Origin of the sequence: Paenibacillus sp. FSL W8-0194, assembly GCF_037969745.1 — a bacterium.
Taxonomy (GTDB): domain Bacteria; phylum Bacillota; class Bacilli; order Paenibacillales; family Paenibacillaceae; genus Paenibacillus_AQ; species Paenibacillus_AQ cookii.
This window is the reverse complement of sequence record NZ_CP150205.1, coordinates 4959002-4981525: the sequence shown is the minus strand read 5'-3', so window position 1 is coordinate 4981525 and position 22524 is coordinate 4959002. Positions and strand designations below refer to the sequence as shown.

The 22524-nt window shown below is 54.5% G+C and carries 18 protein-coding genes; 12 read left to right on the top strand and 6 right to left on the bottom strand.

Features of this window, described 5'->3' with window-relative positions; all coding sequences use genetic code 11:
• Window positions 1–49: 49 nt before the first annotated feature.
• Entirely contained in the window at window positions 50–655 is a 606-nt protein-coding gene (locus tag MKY58_RS22815; protein WP_339322245.1) for a TetR/AcrR family transcriptional regulator, read from the bottom strand.
• A 283-nt stretch (window positions 656–938) separates the two neighbouring features.
• On the opposite strand from MKY58_RS22815, the gene MKY58_RS22810 reads away from it, so the two are divergent.
• The 6 genes from MKY58_RS22810 to MKY58_RS22785 all read left to right on the top strand — a co-directional run bounded on the left by MKY58_RS22810 (window position 939) and on the right by MKY58_RS22785 (window position 8049).
• Window positions 939–4262: a family 10 glycosylhydrolase gene (locus MKY58_RS22810; protein WP_339322244.1), complete on the top strand. Its 3324-nt coding sequence runs from the start codon at window positions 939–941 to the stop codon at window positions 4260–4262.
• Between the two features lie 326 nt (window positions 4263–4588).
• Complete coding sequence (locus MKY58_RS22805) at window positions 4589–5542, top strand: ring-cleaving dioxygenase (RefSeq protein ID WP_339322243.1); 954 nt, start codon at window positions 4589–4591, stop codon at window positions 5540–5542.
• Window positions 5542–6153: a flavin reductase family protein gene (locus MKY58_RS22800; RefSeq protein WP_339325231.1), complete on the top strand. Its 612-nt coding sequence runs from the start codon at window positions 5542–5544 to the stop codon at window positions 6151–6153. Before MKY58_RS22805 ends, MKY58_RS22800 begins: the two co-directional genes overlap by 1 nt.
• 108 nt (window positions 6154–6261) lie before the next feature.
• A complete protein-coding gene (locus tag MKY58_RS22795; RefSeq protein ID WP_339322242.1) occupies window positions 6262–6687 on the top strand; it encodes a VOC family protein in 426 nt (141 codons plus the stop codon).
• Between the two features lie 153 nt (window positions 6688–6840).
• On the top strand, window positions 6841–7116 hold the full coding sequence (locus MKY58_RS22790) for a hypothetical protein (protein WP_339322241.1): 276 nt from the start codon (window positions 6841–6843) through the stop codon (window positions 7114–7116).
• Window positions 7117–7146: 30 nt separating this feature from the next.
• On the top strand, window positions 7147–8049 hold the full coding sequence (locus MKY58_RS22785) for a phosphatidylinositol-specific phospholipase C/glycerophosphodiester phosphodiesterase family protein (RefSeq protein WP_339322240.1): 903 nt from the start codon (window positions 7147–7149) through the stop codon (window positions 8047–8049).
• 158 nt (window positions 8050–8207) lie between these two features.
• Here MKY58_RS22785 and MKY58_RS22780 read toward each other — a convergent pair whose 3' ends face one another.
• Entirely contained in the window at window positions 8208–9584 is a 1377-nt protein-coding gene (locus MKY58_RS22780; protein ID WP_339322239.1) for an MFS transporter, read from the bottom strand.
• Between the two features lie 181 nt (window positions 9585–9765).
• Here MKY58_RS22780 and MKY58_RS22775 point away from each other — a divergent pair, with 181 nt between their 5' ends.
• The 5 genes from MKY58_RS22775 (at window position 9766) to MKY58_RS22755 (ending at window position 16009) form a co-directional block, all read left to right on the top strand.
• Window positions 9766–10092 (top strand): metalloregulator ArsR/SmtB family transcription factor, encoded by a 327-nt coding sequence (locus tag MKY58_RS22775; RefSeq protein ID WP_197070098.1) that lies wholly within the window; start codon window positions 9766–9768, stop codon window positions 10090–10092.
• A 302-nt stretch (window positions 10093–10394) separates the two neighbouring features.
• Window positions 10395–13067, top strand: a complete 2673-nt coding sequence (locus MKY58_RS22770) for a discoidin domain-containing protein (RefSeq protein ID WP_339322238.1) — start codon at window positions 10395–10397, stop codon at window positions 13065–13067.
• 142 nt (window positions 13068–13209) lie between these two features.
• A complete protein-coding gene (ant(6), locus tag MKY58_RS22765) occupies window positions 13210–14082 on the top strand; it encodes an aminoglycoside 6-adenylyltransferase (protein ID WP_339322237.1) in 873 nt (290 codons plus the stop codon).
• Between the two features lie 212 nt (window positions 14083–14294).
• Window positions 14295–15206: a prenyltransferase gene (locus tag MKY58_RS22760; RefSeq protein ID WP_246537166.1), complete on the top strand. Its 912-nt coding sequence runs from the start codon at window positions 14295–14297 to the stop codon at window positions 15204–15206.
• Between the two features lie 41 nt (window positions 15207–15247).
• Complete coding sequence (locus MKY58_RS22755; RefSeq protein WP_339322236.1) at window positions 15248–16009, top strand: DUF6081 family protein; 762 nt, start codon at window positions 15248–15250, stop codon at window positions 16007–16009.
• A gap of 92 nt (window positions 16010–16101) precedes the next feature.
• Here the strand turns inward: MKY58_RS22755 and MKY58_RS22750 are convergent, their stop codons facing one another.
• Window positions 16102–17007, bottom strand: coding sequence for a hypothetical protein (locus tag MKY58_RS22750; RefSeq protein ID WP_339322235.1), 906 nt, complete (start codon window positions 17005–17007; stop codon window positions 16102–16104).
• 336 nt (window positions 17008–17343) lie between these two features.
• Between MKY58_RS22750 and MKY58_RS22745 the strand changes: the two genes are divergently transcribed.
• Window positions 17344–18786 carry an S-layer homology domain-containing protein gene (locus tag MKY58_RS22745; protein WP_339322234.1) on the top strand — a complete coding sequence of 481 codons (1443 nt, stop codon included), beginning with the start codon at window positions 17344–17346 and terminating at the stop codon, window positions 18784–18786.
• 462 nt (window positions 18787–19248) lie between these two features.
• Here the strand turns inward: MKY58_RS22745 and MKY58_RS22740 are convergent, their stop codons facing one another.
• The 3 genes from MKY58_RS22740 to MKY58_RS22730 are packed head-to-tail and all read right to left on the bottom strand — an operon-like array spanning window position 19249 to window position 22202.
• A complete protein-coding gene (locus MKY58_RS22740) occupies window positions 19249–20166 on the bottom strand; it encodes a glycine betaine ABC transporter substrate-binding protein (RefSeq protein WP_339322233.1) in 918 nt (305 codons plus the stop codon).
• A 1-nt stretch (window position 20167) separates the two neighbouring features.
• Entirely contained in the window at window positions 20168–21007 is an 840-nt protein-coding gene (locus tag MKY58_RS22735) for a proline/glycine betaine ABC transporter permease (protein WP_339322232.1), read from the bottom strand.
• Window positions 20985–22202: a glycine betaine/L-proline ABC transporter ATP-binding protein gene (locus MKY58_RS22730; RefSeq protein ID WP_339322231.1), complete on the bottom strand. Its 1218-nt coding sequence runs from the start codon at window positions 22200–22202 to the stop codon at window positions 20985–20987. Before MKY58_RS22730 ends, MKY58_RS22735 begins: the two co-directional genes overlap by 23 nt.
• Between the last annotated feature and the right edge of the window lie 322 nt (window positions 22203–22524).

Genomic DNA, 22524 nt, shown 5'->3' with positions numbered 1-22524 from the left:
AAGAATCGCCTTTAGTGCGTCGTGAGGATCTTCAAGGAGCCTGCACAGGTTATTTGACGAACGGGTCTTCGATGTACGGGCCGCGGGTACCGATCCGCATGAGCTGCGTTGCCATGAACTTCGGGGTGTAAGGCATGTCTTTTTCAAGCCACCACGTGATGACCCCCAAAAAGGCGGCGGCAAAATACCTTACGGCAATATCCCGGTTTACGGCCAGCTTTTCGTCGTCGGGCTGCAAATTTTTCATCCCTTTGGCCACAAAATCGATCATGAGTTCCATCAGGCGCGAAGTGAAATGCGACATGTTTTTTTCGGTCAAAAACACTTTATATAAACGGCTGTTGAACGATATTTGCTCAAACAGATGGATAAACGTATCGTGGGGTTGGCCGCTCATAAAATCAAAGGGCTCGGTTCCCGCTAAAGACGCGTTCATGCTTTCAACCAGGTCATGCAAAATTTCCTCGCAACTTTGGCTCAGCAGGTCGAGTTTGTCGCGGTAATGCAGGTAAAATGTGGCGCGGTTCAAGCCTGCGCGTTTCGTGATGTCCTGAACGGTAATTTTTTCGTATCCTTCTTCATGAATCAATTCGACAAGCGCGTCCCTTAACATTTGGCGTGTTCTGGCTACGCGCGGATCCAGCTTTTTCGACATGTCCTACCTCCATGGCATGGCTTCATTCTATTTAACAACACTAATCAACATCATGTCAATAAAACGTCAAATTCACTCGAATTGTTGTGTCTTTGAAATGGATTTCCTCGACATATTTCTTTGAAAAAAACATCAAATTTTAAAATCATTTTTTGTAGTAAAATTTTATAATGCACTATATAATTAAAACATATTTTCAAATAGATCGGGGGTGGATCGCCGAAAAGGATTCGGGCGCTTGTCATTCGCTGGAAAACTTCACTTATGGGAGGAGAAAGCAAGGATGAACCACCAGGGATCATGGTTTGGCAGAACGTTTTGCGGGATGCTTGCCGCAAGTTTAATTGTAAGCGCATTCATAACCTCTGTTCCGGCATCCGTGCACGGGGAAGCAGACAACGGGGAAACAGCCGGGCATCAGGTCATTGAAAACAACGTTGCCGCAGGAAACATCGCGGAAGAAGGCCTTGCCGAGGACAGGGCTGGCTCTGCCAACGCCGTCAATGAACATAGCACGGGAGAACGAGGCATGAAGGAACATACGGGCGATAACCGAAACATGGAGGCCGCGCGCCTCGAAATTTCACCGGGTCCGATGACGATTGAGACGAATGCGTCCGTTGCCCTGGTTGCGAAAGGATACGGAGCGGACGGAACCGGGACGGACATCCCGCAGTCGGAGGTGGCTTGGAGCATCAAAACGGACAGCGTACCCGGCATCGGCACCCTCGACGGCTCGACGCTCACGGCGGGGAATCAGCCGGCGCACGGCGTCGTCGAAGCGGTGTACAACGGCCTCGCCGCAGAGGTGGAAGTGAACGTCGTGGCGCCGGCGCAGGCGACGGCAGAAACCGGATGGTCCCAAGTGTTTGAGGATTTTGAACGGATCGATGACGTCCGGGTCACTTCCGTAAGGGCGAACTCGGCCGCGCTGGACCAGGTGCAGCGTCCGTTTCCCGTACGGTACGGCCTTTCGGCAGGACGGCTGGAATACGATTTTACGAACAACGAAGGCACTTCCGCGGCTTACATACGATTCAAAAATCCCGACGGAAAAGACGGCCGCGATATTCCGGGCAAACCGAAAAAAATCGGATTTTGGGTGTACGGCGAAGATAAGAAACATTGGATTCGCGGCCAGGTGCAGGACAGTCTGGGAAAACAGTTTACGCTTGACTTTACGCTCAGCAGCGAAGTGTTGAACGGCTGGCGTTACGTCACGGCAAACATTCCGTCCGAAAGTTATCCGGTCAAGCTCAACTACATTTATTTGGTAGAGACCGGCACTAAAAGCGCGGGAACGCTCTATGTGGACCAAATCAGCGCCGTGTATGAAAACACGGATGTTTTTGCCGTGGAATGGTCGGGAGTCAAACCGCTCAAAGCCGGGGATTCGGCGTCGGCCGGCATCCTGGTCACCCGTAAAGGCGACGCGGCTCCGCAGCCGGCCGAAAGCGGCAGCGTGACGTTCGCAAGCAGCGACGAATCGGTGGCAACGATTGACGCAAACGGAACGATCCGTGCGCTGGCGCCAGGGGAAACCACTTTGACGGCCACGTACCTGAATCAATACAATGCCGTATATCGGCTGGCCGTATCTTCGGATCCCGTCGTGCCGGACCGGTTGTTCATTGAAGGACCGCTTTCGCTCGTGCTGACGGAGACGGCGGATCTGAAGGCATTTGCCGTTTACGGCGGGGGAGAGCCGGTCGATGTGTCGGCGGCAGCAAGGTTCGAGGTCGAACCCGGCAGCAGCGTCGCCGAAATCACCGGGCGGCAGATTCATGCTTTGCAGGTAGGTGAAACCGAGGTGAGCGCCAAATATGAAGGTCACGAAGCGAGCTACAGGGTTCAGGTGAAAGCAGGGGAGCTGAAAAGCATCGAAATCGCAAACGTATTTTCCGTGACGATCGGAGAAGAAGCGCCAGCAGCCAAAGTGTACGGGGATTACAAGGTTGAAGGCAAAAAGGAAATTACGGAAGGGATCACGTTCGGCAGCACGAACGAAAGCGTGGCGGCGATCGATCCGGTGACCGGCCAAATGACGGCCAAGGCGCCGGGAACGACCACGATTACGGCCGAAGTCGGCGGCAAAAAAGCCCAGCAGCTGCTGATCGTCACGAATCCGGCCGCCCATCCGAAGCGCGAGCTGCGCGGCGCGTGGATTTCCACGGTGGAGAACATCGACTGGCCGACCAAAAACGTGTTTGATCCCGCGCAGCAGAGACAGGATTTCGTGAAGCTGCTCGACGAGTTGAAGCAAACGGGAATCAACGCGGTTTTCGTGCAGGTCCGCCCGACAAGCGATTCCTTTTTCCCGTCCGAATACTTCCCATGGTCGCATTGGCTGACGGGAGAGCAAGGCAAAGCGCCAAGCGACGGGTATGACCCGCTCCAGTTCATGATCGAAGAAGCGCATAAACGGAATCTCGAATTCCACGCGTGGATCAACCCGTACCGGATCAGCATGCACGACAACCCCGCTCTGCTCGCGGCCAACCATCCGGCCCGGCTCCATCCGGACTGGGTCGTGAAAAACGGCGGCAAGATGTACTTTAATCCCGCCGTTCCTGAAGCGCAGGAATACATCATTGGCGGAGTCCGGGAAATCGTCGAAAAATACGACGTCGACGGCATCCATATGGATGATTATTTTTATCCGTATCCGGGAAGCGAGCCTTTTGACGACAGCAAGCAGTTTAGCGACTACAAAAACGGCGGAGGCACCCTGTCTTTGGCCGACTGGCGCAGGGACAACGTCAACCGCATTGTCGAAGGACTGCACACGGCCATCAAGAGCGCAAAAGGTTACGTCAAATTCGGCATCAGCCCGTTCGGCATCTGGCGCAATAAAGGCACGGACCCGACCGGATCGGACACGAACGGCCTGCAAAATTACGACGACTTGTATGCCGATACGAGAACATGGATGAAAAACGGCTGGGTGGATTACCTGGCGCCGCAAATTTATTGGCATTTCGGAAATCCGGCGGCTGCTTACGAAAAGCTGATCGATTGGTGGACCAAAGAAATCAACGGGGAAAACGACAATTCCGGCAAACATCCCGTACAGTTATATATCGGCCAGGCGGCATACCGGGTCGGCGAAAGCAACTGGACGAATCCCGATCAGCTGCCGACGCAGCTAAGATACAATAACGATCAAGGCGGAGACGTTTCGGGCAATATCATGTTCAGCACGTCCCATTTGCTTGCCAATCCGCTGGGTGTAAGGGACGCCGTCGCGGCGATGTATTCCCGTCCCGCGCTGATTCCCGCCATGCCGTGGCTGCCGGACGAAACGCCGGTCGCGCCGAAGCTGCTCAATGTCAAAGGCAAAAAAGGTACGATTGAAGTCGACTGGAAGGACAACGGGAAACAAAAACCTGCTTATTACGCGATATACCGCGTCACCGGCAAAGGTTCCATCGATCCCGACGATACTTCGCAGCTGATCGCCACCGTGCGCAGAGTCGATGGGGTGAAGCAAACGTTTACGGATCTCAGCGCCGTTCCGGGCCAGGAGTATACTTATGCCGTCGCGGCGGTAACCCGATTGCACAATGAAAGCGAACTGAGCAATACGCGTACGGGCCATGTAAAGTAAACCGTAGTCGAGTCAAAGCGGATTCGCCTTCAGGCGGATGAAACGGCACCCGGATACCCGCGAATGTGCCGTGGCTGGAATGCGGCTGGAATGAAGCACACGGAAACGCGGCTGGAGCGAAAGCTCCGGCCGTTTTTTCTTCTTATTAAAATCGGGAGGGTTTTTGCGCCACCGTCGTTTGGATCTCGGGTTCGATTTTACGTATTGACAACTAATTCAATTTACAATATCTTTATATCAAGATAAATAATTTGAATTTACGATTTTAACAGTACGTATTCGATCTCATATCTTAATTTTAAGAAAATTGGATTTTAGAGAGGACGATGAACATGAAAACCGCAGGCATTCACCACATTACCGCGTTTGTAAGGGATCCGCAGAAAACGGTCGATTTTTATGCAGGCGTACTGGGGCTGCGTTTGGTCAAGCAAACCGTCAATTTCGATGCGCCGGAGGTGTATCACTTGTATTTGGGGGATGAACAGGGCACTCCGGGTACAATCATCACGTTTTTCCCATGGCCCCGTTCCCGCCAAGGACGCGTCGGCGGCGGGCAGGTTGGCGTCACGACGTTTGCCGTTCCTGCCGGAGCGCTTGCTTTCTGGGAAGAGAGATTGGCGGCGTACGGCATTTCGTACGAGAAAACGGCGAGATTTTCGGAGACATACCTCGCTTTCCGGGACGGGGACGGGCTGCAGCTGGAAATCGTGGAGCGGGAGGCCGGTCCTTTGAGCACGTGGAGCTTTGGCGGCATTCCTGCCGGGCGGGCGATTAAAGGTTTCGGCGGCGCGGTTTTGTACAGCCTGGATCCTGGACGGACGTCCCACCTGCTGCAGCAGGTGATGGGCCTGGACAGAGTCGGGCAGGATGGGGCATACATCCGGTTCCGGTCGTTCGGGGAGCTCGGCAATACCGTCGACGTCCTTGCCCATCCGGTCGAGCGCGGAACGGGAGGCGCGGGCACGGTGCATCATATCGCCTGGCGCGCGAAAGACGACCGGGAGCACGCCGAGTGGAGGGAGCATGTGCTGGAGCATGGCTTCCAAACGACGGAGATCGTCGACCGTCAATACTTCAACGCCCTCTATTTCCGCGAGGAAGGCGGCATCCAGTTCGAAATTGCGACCGATCCGCCGGGATTTGCGCGCGACGAAGAACCGGACCGTTTGGGCGAAAAACTGATGCTGCCGGCATGGTTTGAGCCGCGGCGGGAAGAAATCGAAGCCAAGCTGACGCCGTTTGAAGTCCGCGAGATACCGGGGGTGGAACGCCGATGATGGTGTCCGTCGATCCGCTAAGCCAAAGCGAACGCGACAATTACAAGCTGCTGACCGGCAGCATCATTCCAAGACCCGTGGCTTGGGTGACGACGCTTGCCGGCAACGGCAAGGTCAATGCGGCGCCGTTCAGTTACTTCAACATCGTGACGGCCGATCCGCCTATGATATCCGTGTCGGTTCAGAGAAAGCAAGGCATCCCGAAAGATACGGCAAGCCATGCGATTCGCGAAGGCGAGTTTGTGGTGCATATCGGGGACGAATGTTCGGTAGAGAAGCTCAACGTTACCGCGGCGAGCCTGCCGCCGAACGAAAGCGAGCTGGAGCTTGCCGGACTGACGGCGGTTCCGAGCGAAAGCGTAAGCGTCCCGGGCATTGCCGAAGCGAAAATACGCATGGAGTGCGTGCTTGAACGGGCCATACCGCTGGGAGGGACGCCGGATTCCCCGGCTGCAGATCTGCTGATCGGGCGCGTCGTCCGCTTTCATGTCGATGACGTCGTGCTGGATCGCGGCCGGATTCTGGCGGATGTCTTAAGGCCTGTCAGCCGTTTGGCCGGCAGCGATTATGCGAAGCTGGGAGAGACGTTTTCTTTGGAACGGCCGAAGTGATTTTTTGCAAATGCTTGTCTGTTCGCCTTATCTTCGCGGAAAAAGCGGGATATAATGAGGAAGGTAACTCATGTTAAAAACGAATCATGATAAGGGAGGACAAGGAATATGAGCTTAAAAGTCGCGCCGTATATCGTATTGGACGGACAATGCGCCGAAGCGGTATCGTTTTATGAAAAGGTGCTGGGCGCCAACAACTTAGGCGTTCAACGTTTTGGCGATCAGCCGGATCTCGGACATCCGGTGCCCGAGGAAGCGAAGGACCGCGTCCTGCATGCCGCGCTTGAATTCGACGGTCAGATGCTGCTGTTCTCCGACACGTTTCCAGGGAACCCTTACAAGCAGGGGGACCAATTGACCATCGCTTTGATGACGAAGGATTTGGAGCGCCTGCAATCGATTTATAACGGACTTTCGGGCGGCGGACAAGTTCTCATGGAGCTGCAGGAAACGTTCTGGAGCCCGTCCTACGGCATGGTTCGCGATAAATTCGGCATTACCTGGCAGCTTAGCGGGGAAGGTTCCGAAGGATAAAAAAAGCATGTGCAAAGGGCCGGCTTAGCCGGTCCTTTTTGTTGTGTGTTCGAATGCTGAAGGCTCCGAAAAATCCGCACATGCCCGCAACCTTTTCCGCTCTAAACTGTTTTATATGTAAAAGGCTTTTTTAGGGAAGGGAACGACAAGTCCATGAAAGCCGCGTGGTTGGTTTCGTTGATCCTGCTCGGCGTCCTGGCAGCCGGGTGCCATCATCCTCATCGTTTTGAGGTGGAGGGCCGGATCGATAGCGTCGATGCCGACAGGAACATGCTGCACGTCAGCGGATTTGAAGTGAAAGTCAAAAACGCGGAGGAGTACCGGGCAGGGGAATATGTGAAAGCCGTATTGGAAAGCCCCTATGCCGACAAGGACGTGTACGATCCGGCCAGAACGAAAACGGTAAGCGTTGAAAAGGGTGCCCCGTAATAACGTGATGCCGAGATCTTGGAGGTTGACATGAAAAAATGGTTTGCCGCATTGCCCCCGCTGCTGGCCGCCTGCATGCTGTCCCTGGGCTCTTCCGCGTCCGCGGCCGGATGGACGGATTACCGGCTGGTTGCCCACGCGCTCGGCGGGATCGACCAGAAGCCGTACACCAATTCCTACGAGGCTTTTGTCACGAATTACGAAAAAGGACAGCGCGTTTTTGAAATCGATCTGCAGTTTACGTCGGACGGCTGCCTGGTCGGGCGGCATGACTGGTCCCTTTATGCTTTTCAATCGCTTGGACAACCGGTTTCGGCAGACATGACCGGAGGGCCGCTTCCGCTTGACCGGATGAGGTCGTTAACGATGTTCGATCAATACCATCTGCTGACGTTTGGCGATATCGTCGATATTATGCACGAGTATCCGGACGCCTATTTTGTGACCGACACGAAAAGCACGGATCCGGATACGGTGACCGCCCAGTTCAATCAAATCGTAGAGCTGCTGAATGAAGACCCGTATATATTGAAGCGGATCATCCCGCAAATTTATAACGAAAAAATGTACGAGGTCATCGAGCGCGTCTTTCCGTTCGAGTCTTACATCTATACGTTGTACCAGACGGCCGATTCGAACCAAAAAGTGTTGCAGTACGTCAAAAGCCGCCCGAAAGTTACGGCCGTCACGATGCCCGAATGGCGGGCGACCTCCGGATTTCTAAGCGGCCTGAAACAGTTGGGCAAGCGGAGTTTCGTCCATACGATCAATAGCCCCGAAGCGATGGACAAGTATAAGGCGAAGGGCGTTTACGGATTTTACACCGATTTTGTCACGCCGGAGGACTTAAGACGGTATGCTGCTAAAAAGGCTCAACAAGGCGCGGCCAAAACGGCCAAAGCCGCTTTGCCGAAGCCGGATAAACGTACATAAATCGGCAGCCGGGTCCGCAGGAAAAAGCCCGCTCGATGACCTAGGGGGTATTCCCTGAGGCTACCGACAAGCAGAACCCGTAGAATTAGCGCCGGAAGGCGGTCTCGTGCTTTAATACCTCTTGAAAGGCTGCCCATGGGCAGCCTTTCGTTTGTTCATCATGGATTTGTTTTCTTTCGCGGAAGGAACAAGGCGGCAACTCCCCCGACAATCAATCCTGCGGCGGCCAAATACAAGGCGGTTTGGACACCGGAAGCCTGCGCGGCCAGCAGCGCGCTGCCGGTTTGCCCGTCAATGCCGGAATTGGCGATGAAGATCAGGAAGGCCATCCCGATCGCGTTGCCGATATTCAGCGTGGTTGTGGCCATGCCCGAGGCTACTCCTTGCTCCGAATGGGCCACGCCGGTGGAAGCGGCGATCCACATGCCGGTCCATACGACGCCCTGGCCGACACCGGAAATGATCAAGCCGGGAACGATCAGCAAGTAGCCGGAGTCGACACCCGCCCCCAGCGGGAGGAGGGCAGTACCCGCAATGCCGATCAGGAAGCCGCTCAGGAGCGTGCTGCGCATGCCGAAACGGGTGGCAAGCCTTTCGCCCCATTGGGTTCCGAGGGCGATGGAAAGCGAAGGCACGATAAATGCCAGACCGGTTTGCAGGGCGTTGAATTGATGCACATTTTGGAACAGAACCGTCAGGAAATAAGGGATCGCGCCGAATGTGCCCATGTAAAGAAAGGTTATGATCATGCCTGTGACAAGGCTGCGTCTCCGAAGGAGATGCAGCGGCATGAGCGGATCCGCGGTACGGATTTCGATCCGTACAAAAGCGAGAAACAACAGAAGGGATATGACGGCGCATACCAAAATGCTGACCGAACCCCATCCCGACTCCGGTCCCTGCACGAGAACATAAACGAGAAGGGTCGCGGCAGCGGTAAAGGTTAGCGCACCGGGGAGATCGAAGCGGCTTCTTCCCGATCGGGCGGAGTCCCGCGGAATCACGAAGAGGGCCGCAAGGGCTGCGCCGCCGGCGAAGAGCACGTTGACGAAGAAAACGGCTTCCCATCCGATGGCATTCGTTAGAATCCCGCCGAGAAGGGAACCGAGGGTCAGCCCGCTGGCCCCGGCCCCGCCCCACACCGCGAGGGCACGGTTTCTCCGGGGGCCTTCTTCATACAGCCGATTGATGAGCGACAAGGTAGCCGGAAAAAGAAACGCGGCTCCAATGCCTTGGAGCGCCCTGGCCATGATGATGACGAGCGGATTCCAAGCCAGCCCTCCGAGCAGAGAAGCCAGCGCAAACAGAAGCAGCGCGGAGACGAACATCCTTTTTTGCCCGAGCCGGTCCGAGGCGCGGCCGCCAAGAAGGAGGAAACCGCCGCAAAAAATCGTATAGGCGCTGACCACCCACTGAAGGGATTGCTTCGAAAAGCCCAGTGCATGGCCCACTTCGGGAAGCGCGACGAACACGATATTAATGTCCAGGGAGTAGATCAACTGGGCAAACGCAAGGATCGCCAGGCTCCAGCCCAAGGCTTTCCTTGACGCATCCGGTTTGGTAGCAGAGTGGGCAGCGGCAGTATTCTTACCCCTTGAAACTGTGGAGGATAAATCTCGTGGGGGCATTAAAAAGCACCTCGTTTCAAAATATTTTGAAATGATTATATTTCAAGAAAAGTTGAATTGTCAATAAGGGAAGCGTATAATATTTTCCATGAGACCCAATTATGAAAATGATATGGCCAAAGCGGCCAAAGCACTTAGCGACCCGATTCGGATGAAGGTTTTGGTGATGATCAAAGAGGGCAGGCAGCCGGATTACCAGTCGCCTGTCTGCACGTTTGAGCCTGCTGCCGTGTGTCCTGCGGATTTGCAGCTTAAACTGGAGGACGTATCGCCGTCCAAACTGTCCTACCATTTGAAGGAGCTCAAGGAAGCGGGCTACATCAAAGAATGCAGGGAGGGAAAGAGGCACTATTATACGCTGCAGCCGGACAAACTGAAGGATTTTGCGGAGTCCTTGGGCTGGCTGTATGAATAAGAGGAGGCTAGCGGCACGGTATAGGGATTTGTAAACTTATGCCGGCACCTCTTCCGGATAAAGCAAAAGCGCTTCCGGCATCGACGGGGGCGCTTAAAATTTGCAACCATGCAGCGCGCGATTGGAACAAGGGCTTGTTCCCGCATGTTTTCCTTAACAAAACACAAGCCCATCAATAAAAAAGACATGTCTTTCCACACCTGCGCAAGTTAAAATGTAAGCGATTTCAAAATAGAGGGGATGCGGAATGCAATCCTAGCCACTTCGCACAATCCTCATTTCAGAGAGGTGGGATTTTATTGATGGGCTCGATGAAAAAACTTGGCCTCGGCTTCATGGCTCTGTTGCTGATACTTCCGGCTATATCCGGCAGCAAGGACAAGGCGGCTGCAGCCGGCGACCCAAGCGCCAATCTGGCGCTCGGCAAAAACGCGCAGGCCAGCTCCGGGAAGGCCGGCAATGCCGTGGACGGCGATCCTTCGACCGTCTGGCAGCCGCTGGCCGCGGACCGCGGGGACGATATGAAAGTCTGGATATCGGTCGACCTCGGAGCCAGGGAAACCTTCAACAAAGTCATGTTTCATCTCAATCGCGCGGATAACCTAAAGGATTATCAAATCCTATATTCCGACGACAACGGCAGCTGGAATCAGGCATACGGCAAAAATAAAGATTTGACGGCAACGGAGGCAGCGATGTTCGAAAACGTGTCCGCAAGATATATCAAACTCCATCTCAATTTAAGCAAAGACTTGAACGTTCAGTTGTCCGAACTTGAAGTGTATCACAGCACGGAAGCGCCGGCCCCCGCCGGGCTGAAGCGGATCTATTTTACGGACCCGGGCGGAAAGGAATACCCGAACAATGCCGAAATCCGCTTGAATAAAGGCGAACAGGGGACCCTGGTCCTGAAGGGCGAACTGGACTCCGGGCAGGAAGTGGATTTGACGCCTTACGCCAAGACGTTTGCGTCCACGACGCAGGACGTGAGCATCGCCCCTTCGGGAGCGTTTACGGCCAACCAGGCGGGCGCGGCGCTTGTGCATGGCGTAGTGCAAACGGCGACGCAGCTGAAAACGAATGATTTTTGGATCGTGGTCGATGATCCGAACGCGTTTTTGGATGAGAAATACGTGATGAACTCCACGCTCGCCCATCCGCATATCCCAAGCGAAATCGGCCAGCCTGCACTCATCGAGCCGAAAGATGCGTATCCTTCCGTGTCGACCGTCTCCAACGTGAACGGCAACCTGAGCGGCGAACTGATCTACGGCGGCAAGGTTATTGCCAAGCTGGATCCGATCTCGGTGTCCAAAGGGGAGACCAAGCAGTGGACGCCTGCGGGTGCAGCGGATCAGAAAGGCCGGTACGAAATCCGGCTGAAGATGGAGCAAGCAGGCAAGCCTCCGGTATACGACTCCTTCTACTTTACGGTATGGGACAAAAAGAAGATTCCGAAGGATCAGAGCCAAATCGCCTTTCTTGGCGATGACGGCAAGCTGGTGTACGTAAGCGACTTCCGCGGCAATCAAATTCTGGATTTTTCGAATGCCGGCTACATGGGCGGCGGCGTAAAAATCCCGAACGTCAAAGTGAAGGCGACGGTGAAGCCGGGGGACGGGGACGACACGGCCCGCATTCAGGCGGCCATCGATGAAGTGTCTCAATTGCCGGTGGGCAAGGACGGCTTCCGCGGAGCGGTTTTGCTTAAAAAAGGGAAATACGAGGTCGGAGGCACGCTGAAAATCAAAGCCAGCGGGGTCGTGCTGCGTGGCGAAGGGCAGGATGACAAAGGCACCCTCATCTACGGCACGGGAACGACGCCGCGCAATCTGATCGAAATCGGGGAAAATACGGGCCTTAGCATCGATAACGACTCCATGAGAACGATCACCGATCTGTACGTGCCTTCCGGCTCCCGGACCTTCCACGTGGACGATGCCAGCGGGTATCAGGTCGGCGATACGGTCGTGGTGCGCCGGATCGGCGACAAAAACTGGATTCACGAGATCGGCATGGACTACATTTATAATCGCCCGGGCGGAACCGTCACGCAGTGGTCGCCGTTTAACCTCGATTTTGACCGCGTCATCACGGCGATCGACGGCAACACGATTACGGTGGATGCGCCTATCGCCAATGCCATCGAGCAAAAATGGGGCGGCGGGCAGCTGTTCAAATATACGGATGGCGCCCGGATCGAGCAGGTCGGCGTGGAAAACATGCGCGCGGATACCGAGTTCGACCCGAGCGTGATGGATACGGTGATGGACAACGACAAAACCGATCCGTATCATGCCGACGAAAAGCACGCGGAACGTTTCGTCGTTTTTAACAGCGTCAAAAACGGCTGGGTCCGCGACGTGACCGGTTACCATCTGTCGTATTCGCTGGTGCAGATGAGCCGCAACTCCAAATGGATTACGGTGCAGGACAGCCAAATGTACGACATGGTCAGCATCATTACCGGCGGCCGCCGTTATGTGATCCACCAGATGGGGCAGCTGAATTTGGCGCAAAGGATTTACACGGAAACGGCGCGGCATGCTTTTGTCGTCGACAGCCGGGTGCAGGGGCCAAACGTGTTCCTGGACGGCAAGGCGACCCTAAACTACAACACGAGCGAACCGCATCACCGCTGGTCGGTCGGCGGCCTGTTCGACAACATCGATGCGCCGATCTCCATCCGCGACCGCGGCTGGCTGGGCAGCGGGCATGGCTGGGCGGGAGCGAACTACGTCTCTTGGAATACGGAAAACGAGCTCACTTCGCAGCAGCCGCCGACGGCGCAAAACTACGCGATCGGACATGCGGGTCCGAAGGTGCCCGGCCTCGTGCCAAGCGAATACGACCCGCGTCCGCGCAGCGACGGTTACTGGGAAAGCCTCGGCAAACACGTGAAGGTGGAAAGCCTGTACAAACAGCAGCTGCTGGAACGTCTGGGCAAAAAAGCGCTGGACAACATCAAACGATAGATTTTGATTTGGCAAACGAAGCTATGGATGCCGCGGGCGGCGTCCGTAGCTTTCTTTTTTCAGGTTAGGTAGAATAGGGGGATGGCCTAGCATTTGGTTAAAAAATTGCGATATTTTATGCGCTGGGAGGGCAGCACTCAAAATGAGAAACGAACAACAATTCATGGATTTGCTCGTCGACTTCGCCGTCAATGATCCCCGGATTCGAATGGTCACGCTGGAAGGGTCGCGAACCAACGCCAACATCCTCCGGGATGCGTTTCAGGATTTTGATATTTCTTATTTTGTGACGGATATGGATTCGTTCAAAGCAAGCGATGAGTGGCTGAACGTCTTCGGGGAACGCCTGATGATGCAAAAGCCGGAGGATATGGAGCTTTTTTCGCCCGAACTCGGCAATTGGTTTTCGTACATCATACTTTTTGAGGACGGGCTTAAATTGGATCTAACGCTTATTCCGGTAGCCGAGACTGATGAATACTTTGCAGGCAGCGACGGTTTGGTCGAGGTTTTGCTGGACAAGGACGGTCTCGTCAAACGCGAGGTTCGTCCGAGCGACCGGCAGTATTGGATCCAAAAGCCGACTGCCAGGGAGTTCGACGATTGCTGCAACGAATTTTGGATGGTGTCCACGTACGTCGTCAAGGGATTGGCCCGCCAAGAGATTCTGTTCGCCATCGACCATTTGAACGAGATTGCCCGGCCCAATTTGCTGCGCATGATGTCTTGGCATATCGGAACAGAGAAGGGCTTCTCTTTTAGCGTCGGCAAAAACTATAAATTCATCGACCGTTATCTTCCGCCGGAAGATTGGGAAAAGCTGCTGTCCACGTATGCCGAGCAAGGATACGCGAACATGTGGCAATCTTTATTGACTTGTTATGAATTGTTTCGGAAATATTCCAAAATGGTATCCGCCAGCCTGGGCTACGACTATCCGGATTATGACGCGGCCATCACCGGCTACACGGAACGGATTATGCAAAATCTAACACTCCATGACAAAGATCGATAAAAGTGCTATGCTGAAATAGAAAGAAAACACAACTTTTTTCGACGAGGGATGTTGAAAAATCCTATGATTTCATGCGGCTTCTTTTCTCTGAAAGAGGCTGCTTTTTACGGAAAAGTTTGTGAAAAATATCATTTGTTCGGTGGCGTTGTTTCGCCGAATCCATATTCCCGAAAGAATAGGGGTATCCTTAGAAGAAAGGAGCATCGGTGAACATGCTCAAGCAATTTCGAAAAGCTTCCCGGTTCGGCGTCGTGCCGGTCATGCTCATCCCGGTTGCGCTGGGCGCGCTCGGCGCGTTTGTGTGGGACGGCGTGTTTAACGTCTGGCTGTTCCTGATTACGCTGGTCGGGGCGGCGGCCGCGCATTTGTTTTCCAACATGATCAACGACCTGTGGGATTACAAAAGCGGAACGGACACCGCGGCGAAAGAAGCGGTTGACGCCGTTTCGACCAACTCCGGGTTTTTGACGAACCAGGTATGGAGCGTCCGCAAGTTTGCGGCCATTACGTGGGGACTTTTTGCGCTGGCTGCCGTTTGCGGCATCGTGCTGGCGATCTGTTCCGGCATCTGGGCGTTTGTTTTCGGAGCCCTCGGCGGGCTGATCGCTTATTTTTACGTGGCGCCTCCGCTGAAGTTCGGGTACCGGGGGAAAGGGTACAGCGAAATCGCGATCCTGCTCTCCTTCGGCGTGCTTCCGGTCATGGGCGCTTATTACGTGCAGACTTCCCATTTGGATTTGCGGGCGCTGCTGCTGTCGCTGCCGATCGGACTTTTGACGACGCTGATTTTGTTCAACCACCATTTTCTGCATTGGCAGGCCGACCGTCAGGCGGGCAAACGCACGCTGGTCGTCGTATGGGGCGAGAAGCGGGCATTGGCGTTTTCCAGATTCCTGCTTTTTCTGGCCGCCGTCATGCTGGTCATCAGCGTCATTGCAGGTGCGCTTCCGGTCTACGGTTTGCTGGCGCTGCCGGCCATGCTTCCGCTTTACCAGGTATACGGCAGGCTGAAGCCGCAAAACAGCTCCCATGCTTATTTGCCTTTGATGGGCGCATCCGTCAAATCGGCGCAGCTGAGCGGTCTGATCATGATCGTGTGCCTCGTGATTCAAGGACTGATTTGATTTGCTTATCCCATCCGTAAAAGAAAGGAAGTCTTAGCCACATGGAACAACAAAAAGTGATCGGCGATTTTCATACCATTTTGTCGGAAGGCGAGGTTTGGAAAATCGGCGGGTTTCCGCTGCCGGACGGTTCGTTCTGGGAATACCGCGAGCCGGATGCGGTCGTCATCGTCCGCAACGGCATCCTGTACGTGCGCGCTCCGCTGAGCCGCCAAAACGACCAGATTCAAATTTTGGACAACGCCAAACATATGTATTATTCGGTGGAAACGATCAAGGTGCCTGAATCCGGCGAGGTCAGCTTTGAGCTGCAAATTCGCGCCCGCACGCAAAATACGGTTCCGGGCGACCTGTACGACGGTTACGTGTCGCTTAACCTGCTCGATTTTACGACGGGAGCGGCGCTCGACTTTTTTGCCGGAAACGACAAGTACGCCAGCGTGTACGCGGTGCTTCCTTTCCCGGGGGTTGAGGTGCCGCCGTCCGATAAAACGCGTTATTTCTGCATTTTCAAGGAAGATACCAACTTCAAAGCGCGCGAGTTCAACACGTACAAAATCACGTATGACCGCGGCAACGACGAAGCCGTGTTTTACCTGAACGGGGAAGAAATCCGCCGCGAAAAACAGATTCCGATCAAATTCAACGAATTTACGATCGCGCTTGGCATCATGACCGAAAAGGACATTTCGCCGGAGGGCAGCGTGTCCGTCCACGGGCAAACGGTCACCGCGGAATATTCGCCGGTCACCGTGACGATCAAAGACGGAAGCCACTCCGGCAGCAATAAGGAAGAGAAGTAAAATTGGATGGAAAGAGGCGTCCCTGACTCCGTTGTCGGAGGGAAGGGGCGCCTTTTTTTGATTCAGAAGCCATCATTTTCGGGGCTCTGTTTTTAGAGGACGCGCGAACGCCGGGGAGCAGGTGCCGCTGATGGCGTGAAAATGCGATCCGCAGGCGTATTGCCAAGCACCCGGATCCCCGCAACCAACGCGATCAGGAAACAGGCGCCCGCCGCAACCGTCGGAACCGACCATTCAAGAACGGCATGGCCCAAAACCGTCTGCCAGCCGATCGCGATCAGCCCCAGCACATAAGCGCTGCCGGCCACATGAACCAGCCGCAGCCGCGTTGCCCTGGAAAGGGAAGAACGCTCCGCCAACCAGCCGACGAGCGGGATCGCCTGAAGCGCGTGGAAACCCAAGCCGTGCAGCCAAATGATGTTCCCGTGAAGGCCCACCGTCCGGCCCTGATTCACCGAAATCCAAATGCCCGCGGCAAACGACAGCGTGACGGCAACCATGGCATAGCGAATCCCGGTTGCAAATTCCGGATAGTTGGCGTATACCTTGGGACGGAAATAGGTAATGGCGATGGCCAGGTAAAAAAGAACGAGAAGCAATGCGACAAAAGCGAAAATATTGCCGACCGCCTCGTCGAAGGGAGTGCCCCCAACGACAAACCTTGGATTCACGCCGCGAAAATTTTGCACGGTTTCGGCTGCATAGGAATAAAGCGCAAGCGCGATATACGGATACCGGAAGAATGCCCTGCCTTTGCTCCCCAGCCCGGAATACGGCAGGATGGCCGCCGTGGACAGCAGAAAGATGCCGATGGCTGCGTTAAAAGAGAACGCATTTAGAATGTTTCCTCCCGGAGCCGCCTCGCTCCCGAATGCGAGCACCCAAAGCCCGCAAAACGCCGAGAGCAAAAAACCGAGCACGGATGTCAGCACGAGCCATTTCTCGCCTTCAAACAAGCGGATGGCTGCGCTTTGTTGTGTACTTCTGACCTTTCTCACACGAATCTCCCCAATCCAGTTCAATTTTGAAATTAACTGTATTTTATTGGGAATGGGTCCTTGCTGCCTCCATCCGGGGACTGGACTTTTTCCTGGACCTTGGTCGATAGGATCCCCGACTTCAAGCGGGGAAGCGAGGGGAGCCCCGGAATGGCCGGCTCAATCCAATAATTTAGGACTAGATGCCCATTAAAAAATATCGAATATTGTCGATAAACAACATTAGATTCCATCAAACCGGCCGGAAAAGCCGTCCTCCGGAACGCAGGCCGCGCATGGAGGCACGGAAGCACCGGCTGAATCAAGCCATCGCCATTCGAAGGAGATGAATTATCGTTGAAAACAGCAAGAAACCTGCTCACGCTTGCGCTGGTCATCATCTTGACGGTCGGCCTTGCCGGAATGACCTCGGCTTCAAGCGGCAAGAAAGCGGATTCAAAAGGCGCCAAGCCCCCGTTTGCCCTCGACTTTAACGACATCGGGGATGCGGATTGGGCCGAAGCCTACATCGCCAAAATGAAATCGAAAAACGTACTTCAAGGGTTCGAGGACGGATCGTTCCGGCCGAATCAGCCGGTCACCCGGGTAGAGGCGATCGTCATGGCCGTGCGGCTGCTCGGATTGGAAGACCAGGCCAAAGCCCAGAAGACGGATGCGAAGCTTCATTTCAAAGATGCCGAACTGATCGGCAAAAAATATCCTTGGGCAAAGGGTTATATTTTGGCGGCTCTGGAAAACGGCTTGTTCGACGCTTCCGAGCAAGCGGTGCAGCCTGAAAAGCCGGCAAGCCGCGTGTGGATCGCGGGGCTGCTCGTCAAGTCGCTCGGGCTGCAGTCCGAGGCACTGCATGAAATGACGAAGACGCCGGCGTTCAAGGATGCGGCTGCCATTCCTGCCGGCTCCGTCGGTTATGTGAACGTTGCGGTCGAAAAAGGGATCATCAGCGGTTATCCGGACGGCACGTTCAAACCGAACAAAAACGTGACCCGGGCCGAAATCGCCGCCTTGCTGGACAGAACGAGCGGCGGTCTGCTCGATCAGGCCGGCGCGGTTAAAGTAAGCGGCGTGATTCAGAACATTGAATTCAACAAAACCAAAACGCCGGCCACGGTCAGCGGCAGCGTCTACGGTTCCGTTGACGGCAGCGTGACTATCGCTACATACGCGAACCAATCGTTCACCTACGGCATTTCGTCCGAACTGCTCGTGTCGTACCATACCAAATATGTCCGCGCAGACCAATTGGCGGTTCATGACTCCGTACAGCTGGTCGTATTGGACAACATCGTCAAAGAAGCCGTTCTGCTCGATGCGAAGCCGAATGATGGCGGGAAAGATTCCGAACCGAAGCCGGACGAGCCGTCGAAGGTAACGGTCGTTCAATTGGAACTTGAAATAAAGCTGACCGGCCAGGGCAAAGTGGAAGCGGAATACGAAAACAAAAAAGGGAAGATCGAAGCGGAGTTCGAGCGCAAGTCCGGCCAAACCCGAGAGAAGCTGGAAGGAAAACCAGCCGCGGCGGCCATCGAAAAATGGCTGAGCGATGCGGCGATTACCGAGCGGACGAATCCCGAGGATGCCCTCAGCAAACTGGTATCGGTGCTTAACGTGAACCCGGGCGACGTCCAAGAGATCGAGCTTTCGGTGAAATTCTCGAACGGAAAAGAAATCAACATCGAAAAAAAGCAACCGGAACAAAACCAAAGCAAAGGCAAACATGAAGACAGCCATGGACCCGGAAATGGAAAAGGCCACGGGAAGGGTAACGGCAAAAAGTAACGAGAACGGCACATCATGCATAAAAAACGTATGGTCCCTATGGGCAACGTAAATGTGCAACAGCCTCCGCGAATGCGGAGGCTGTTGATTTTGACCCTATTTGTTTCTTTCGAGCATTTTCTTTTCTAAACGGTCTATCTTTGCGGATTGTTTAGAGTTGACTATAAGAATACAGCCTAATAGAATCACGATCAAGCTCAGTAGCAGCAAACAATAAGTATAAAAATCCCCGGACGACAAATGAAATGTACCTCCTTTAAGCAATTTCAAGCTCATAAATTATACTAGCAAAAAAAGATACATTAAAACTATTATTTACCAGTACCGTTTAATTTCCACGTCCCCTTAGCATATTGACATCCCAAGCACGCCTAAATGAGCAAAAGAATTCCCCGCAAAAAAAACCGCCCCAATTGGGGCGGCATCATCAGCGTTAAAGCATTTTTTTCAGGCAAAGCCCGTTTATTTTTTCAAATCCTCAATCGAGTTGATGTCCACGTAGGACGGCACGACAAGCCCGGTTTTGACGCCGGTCATGTTGGCGCCGAGGTCATCGACTTTATCCTTGTATTTGTCCATGTAGTCCGCGTGGGTCAGCGGCAGCCAGGCCGCGGCGGTCGCGTCCACGTCGCCGTTGGCGACTCCGGTCCACATCGGGCCGGCTTCGACCTGCAAGGCCGTTACCTTGTAACCAAGCTTCTCTTGAAGGATATATTGGAGCAGATTGGTGCTGGCGATTTCCGAATCCCAGGCGACATAGCTGAGCTTCAGCTTATTGCCGCTTACCGGCTTCAGATCCTTGATCCATTCGTTTACGCGGTCGGGATGGTCTTCGGCCCATTTTTTCGCCGCATCTTCGGGTTTGGCGCCTTCTTCGATGGCGGTCATGATTTCGCCCATTTCATCCGACGTCCATTCGAAACGGTCCAGAAACTCGTAGGCTGTCGGCTCATCCTCTTTCAAGCCTTTGCGGGCCACGGTATGAATCTCTTCGGCTTCGCCGTATACCTTTTTCGGGTCGTCAAGATATTTCAGATCGTATTTGGAGAACATCCAGTGCGGCGTCCAGCCGGTAATGATGACGGGCTTTTTGGCTTTGATGTCTTTGGCCAGCGTCGCCGTCATGGCTGCACCGGAGCCTTCGATCAATTTCCAGTCCGACAAGCCGTATTCCTCGATCGCTTTGCTGGTGGCCTTCATGATGCCCGCACCCGGGTCGATGCCGATGATTTCGTGATTGACTTGCTTGCCGATGGATTCCGCGGAGCTTCCGTTCTCCGTTTTGCCGTTATCCGCGCCGCTGCTGCCGCTGTTGCAGGCAGAAAGCGTCAGCACGCCGGCGAGACCAAGCAGCATCAACCATTTGCTTTGTTTTTTCATCTTATCTTCCCCTTTTTCGATCGGATTTTTTGAACAGCTGTTGCGTAAAACGGTCCAGTACGATAGCCAAAATAACGATCACCAGTCCGGCTTCAAAACCTTTGCCGATTTGCAGCTGGGTTACGGCGCGGTATACTTCCGCTCCGATCCCCTGCGCGCCGATCATCGAAGCGATGACCACCATCGACAGCGACAGCATGATCGTCTGGTTCACGCCCGCCATCAGCGTCGGCATCGCGAGCGGCAGCTGCACCTTAAACAGCTTCTGGCCCGAAGTCGAACCAAAAGCATCCGCGGCTTCCGTCAACTCGCCCGACACTTGCTGAATGCCCAGCATGGTGAGGCGGATGGTCGGCGGAATCGCAAAAATGACGGAGGCGATGACGCCCGGCACGACCCCGATGCTGAAGAAGGTGACGGCAGGGATCAAATAAACGAACGCCGGCATTGTCTGCATGAAATCGAGCAGCGGCGTGATGATCCGGGCAGCGCCTTTGCTGTATGCGCACCAAATCCCGATCGGAATGCCGACGACGACGGAAATCAGCGCGGCCGTAATGACGAGGCTTAAGGAATCCATCGTTTGCGACCAATACCCCAAATCATAAATCAGCAGGAAGCCGATGACGGAGAACAGGGCCAGCGACCAGCGCCCGACCAGGAAGGCCAGGATGCCCAAAATAACGATAAAAAGAAACGGATGAGGTAGCATGAACACCCAGGTAAAAGCATTGACGATCCCTTCAATGGCGCCGGAGATCATATCGAACAAAAACGTCAGATGATCTTCCATCCAGCCCACGATCGTCTCGATCCATTCATCCAGCGGTAGTTTCGGCATCCGGCATCACCTCCTTCGGATGGTTTTGTCCGGCGAGGGCACCGAGCAGTGCTCCGCGGACAATAACGCCGAGAAGGCGATTTTGATCGTCGACGACGGCCAGCGGCACCTTGGACAGGCTCGTGATTTCGAACAATTCGTTCATGACGACGTCCGGATGGACGCGCGGCCCGTCGACGATCAGAATATCTTCCAGCGACTGTCCGCCGCGCATGGCGGCCGAAGCGTCCTCCGCCGTGATGACGCCGAGCAGGCGTTTGGCGCGGTCGACGACGAACAGGTTGGAAATGCCGCGTTCGCGCATCAGCTCCAGCGCGACGCGCGGCCCCCTGTCGGCCATGATGGTTTCCGGACGGCGCATGACATGGGATGCGGTCAGCACCTTCGAAAGGTCGACATCCTCCACGAAACGTTCCACATAGGCGTTGGCCGGTTGGGTCAAAATTTCCTCCGGCGTTCCGACCTGCACGACGGCGCCGTCCTTCATCAGCGCGATCCGGTCTCCGATCCGGAGCGCTTCATCGAGATCATGGGTAATGAAGACGATCGTTTTCTTCATCTTCTCCTGCAGATCCAGCAGCTCATCCTGCATATCCCGCCGGATCAGCGGATCAAGCGCGCTGAAGGCTTCGTCCATCAGCAAAATTTCGGGATCGTTGGCAAGCGCCCTGGCCAGGCCGACCCGCTGCTGCATCCCGCCGCTGAGTTCGTCCGGGCGTTTGTTTTCCCAGCCCGCAAGTCCGACGAGCTCCAGCGATTGCTTCGCTTTTTCCCGCCGCTGGCGTTTATCCGCTTTTTGTATTTCAAGCCCGTATTCCACGTTTTCAAGCACGGTGCGGTGCGGAAACAGCGCAAACTTTTGGAACACCATGCTGATCGTTTGGCGGCGGACGGTACGCAGCTGCTCCTTGTTCATTTTCATCAGATCTTTGCCATGTACGAGGATTTCCCCGGACGTCGGCTCGATGAGGCGGTTCAGCATCCGCACAAGCGTCGATTTGCCGCTGCCGGACAATCCCATGATGACGAAAATTTCGCCGGCCTCGATATCGAGGCTGACCCGGTTGACGCCAACCGTAACGTTTTTCTCCTTGGCTATTCTTTCTTTGGTCCAACCTTGCTCGAGAAGCTCCACGCAGCTCTCCGCGTGGGGACCGAACAATTTGCTTACCTTATGAAGCTGTAAGATGGACAAATGAATCCCCCCTTTAAACCAGTTAGAGCACAAAAATTGCAAAAAACCCATAATTCGGATCGGCGGCCCTTTAAACAGCAGAAAAAAAGAGCGCCGATGGAATCCGTGGCGTTGAACGATGCAACAACTAACAATATCGTAACAAACGTTTTAACAGTATGTAAAGAACGTACAGAAAAAACTGTACAAACCATTCCTTGGGTTTCCTCTCGTATGCTCTCGTATGCGGCTTCTGAGGCTTCTTTACTTTTAAAAGGCGTTTTTCTACAATAGACCAAGAAGGTTGTTGCCTCTGGATTTTCGTCTAAGCGATGAGTGATCT

Bases quoted from the DNA above. Each gene is read 5' to 3' on its own strand.
- MKY58_RS22815 (WP_339322245.1), bottom strand. From the start codon at position 655: ATGTCGAAAAAGCTGGATCCGCGCGTAGCCAGAACACGCCAAATGTTA.
- MKY58_RS22810 (WP_339322244.1), top strand. From the start codon at position 939: ATGAACCACCAGGGATCATGGTTTGGCAGAACGTTTTGCGGGATGCTT.
- MKY58_RS22805 (WP_339322243.1), top strand. From the start codon at position 4,589: ATGAACATGAAAACCGCAGGCATTCACCACATTACCGCGTTTGTAAGG.
- MKY58_RS22800 (WP_339325231.1), top strand. From the start codon at position 5,542: ATGGTGTCCGTCGATCCGCTAAGCCAAAGCGAACGCGACAATTACAAG.
- MKY58_RS22795 (WP_339322242.1), top strand. From the start codon at position 6,262: ATGAGCTTAAAAGTCGCGCCGTATATCGTATTGGACGGACAATGCGCC.
- MKY58_RS22790 (WP_339322241.1), top strand. From the start codon at position 6,841: ATGAAAGCCGCGTGGTTGGTTTCGTTGATCCTGCTCGGCGTCCTGGCA.
- MKY58_RS22785 (WP_339322240.1), top strand. From the start codon at position 7,147: ATGAAAAAATGGTTTGCCGCATTGCCCCCGCTGCTGGCCGCCTGCATG.
- MKY58_RS22775 (WP_197070098.1), top strand. From the start codon at position 9,766: ATGAGACCCAATTATGAAAATGATATGGCCAAAGCGGCCAAAGCACTT.
- MKY58_RS22770 (WP_339322238.1), top strand. From the start codon at position 10,395: ATGGGCTCGATGAAAAAACTTGGCCTCGGCTTCATGGCTCTGTTGCTG.
- MKY58_RS22760 (WP_246537166.1), top strand. From the start codon at position 14,295: ATGCTCAAGCAATTTCGAAAAGCTTCCCGGTTCGGCGTCGTGCCGGTC.
- MKY58_RS22755 (WP_339322236.1), top strand. From the start codon at position 15,248: ATGGAACAACAAAAAGTGATCGGCGATTTTCATACCATTTTGTCGGAA.
- MKY58_RS22740 (WP_339322233.1), bottom strand. From the start codon at position 20,166: ATGAAAAAACAAAGCAAATGGTTGATGCTGCTTGGTCTCGCCGGCGTG.
- MKY58_RS22735 (WP_339322232.1), bottom strand. From the start codon at position 21,007: ATGCCGAAACTACCGCTGGATGAATGGATCGAGACGATCGTGGGCTGG.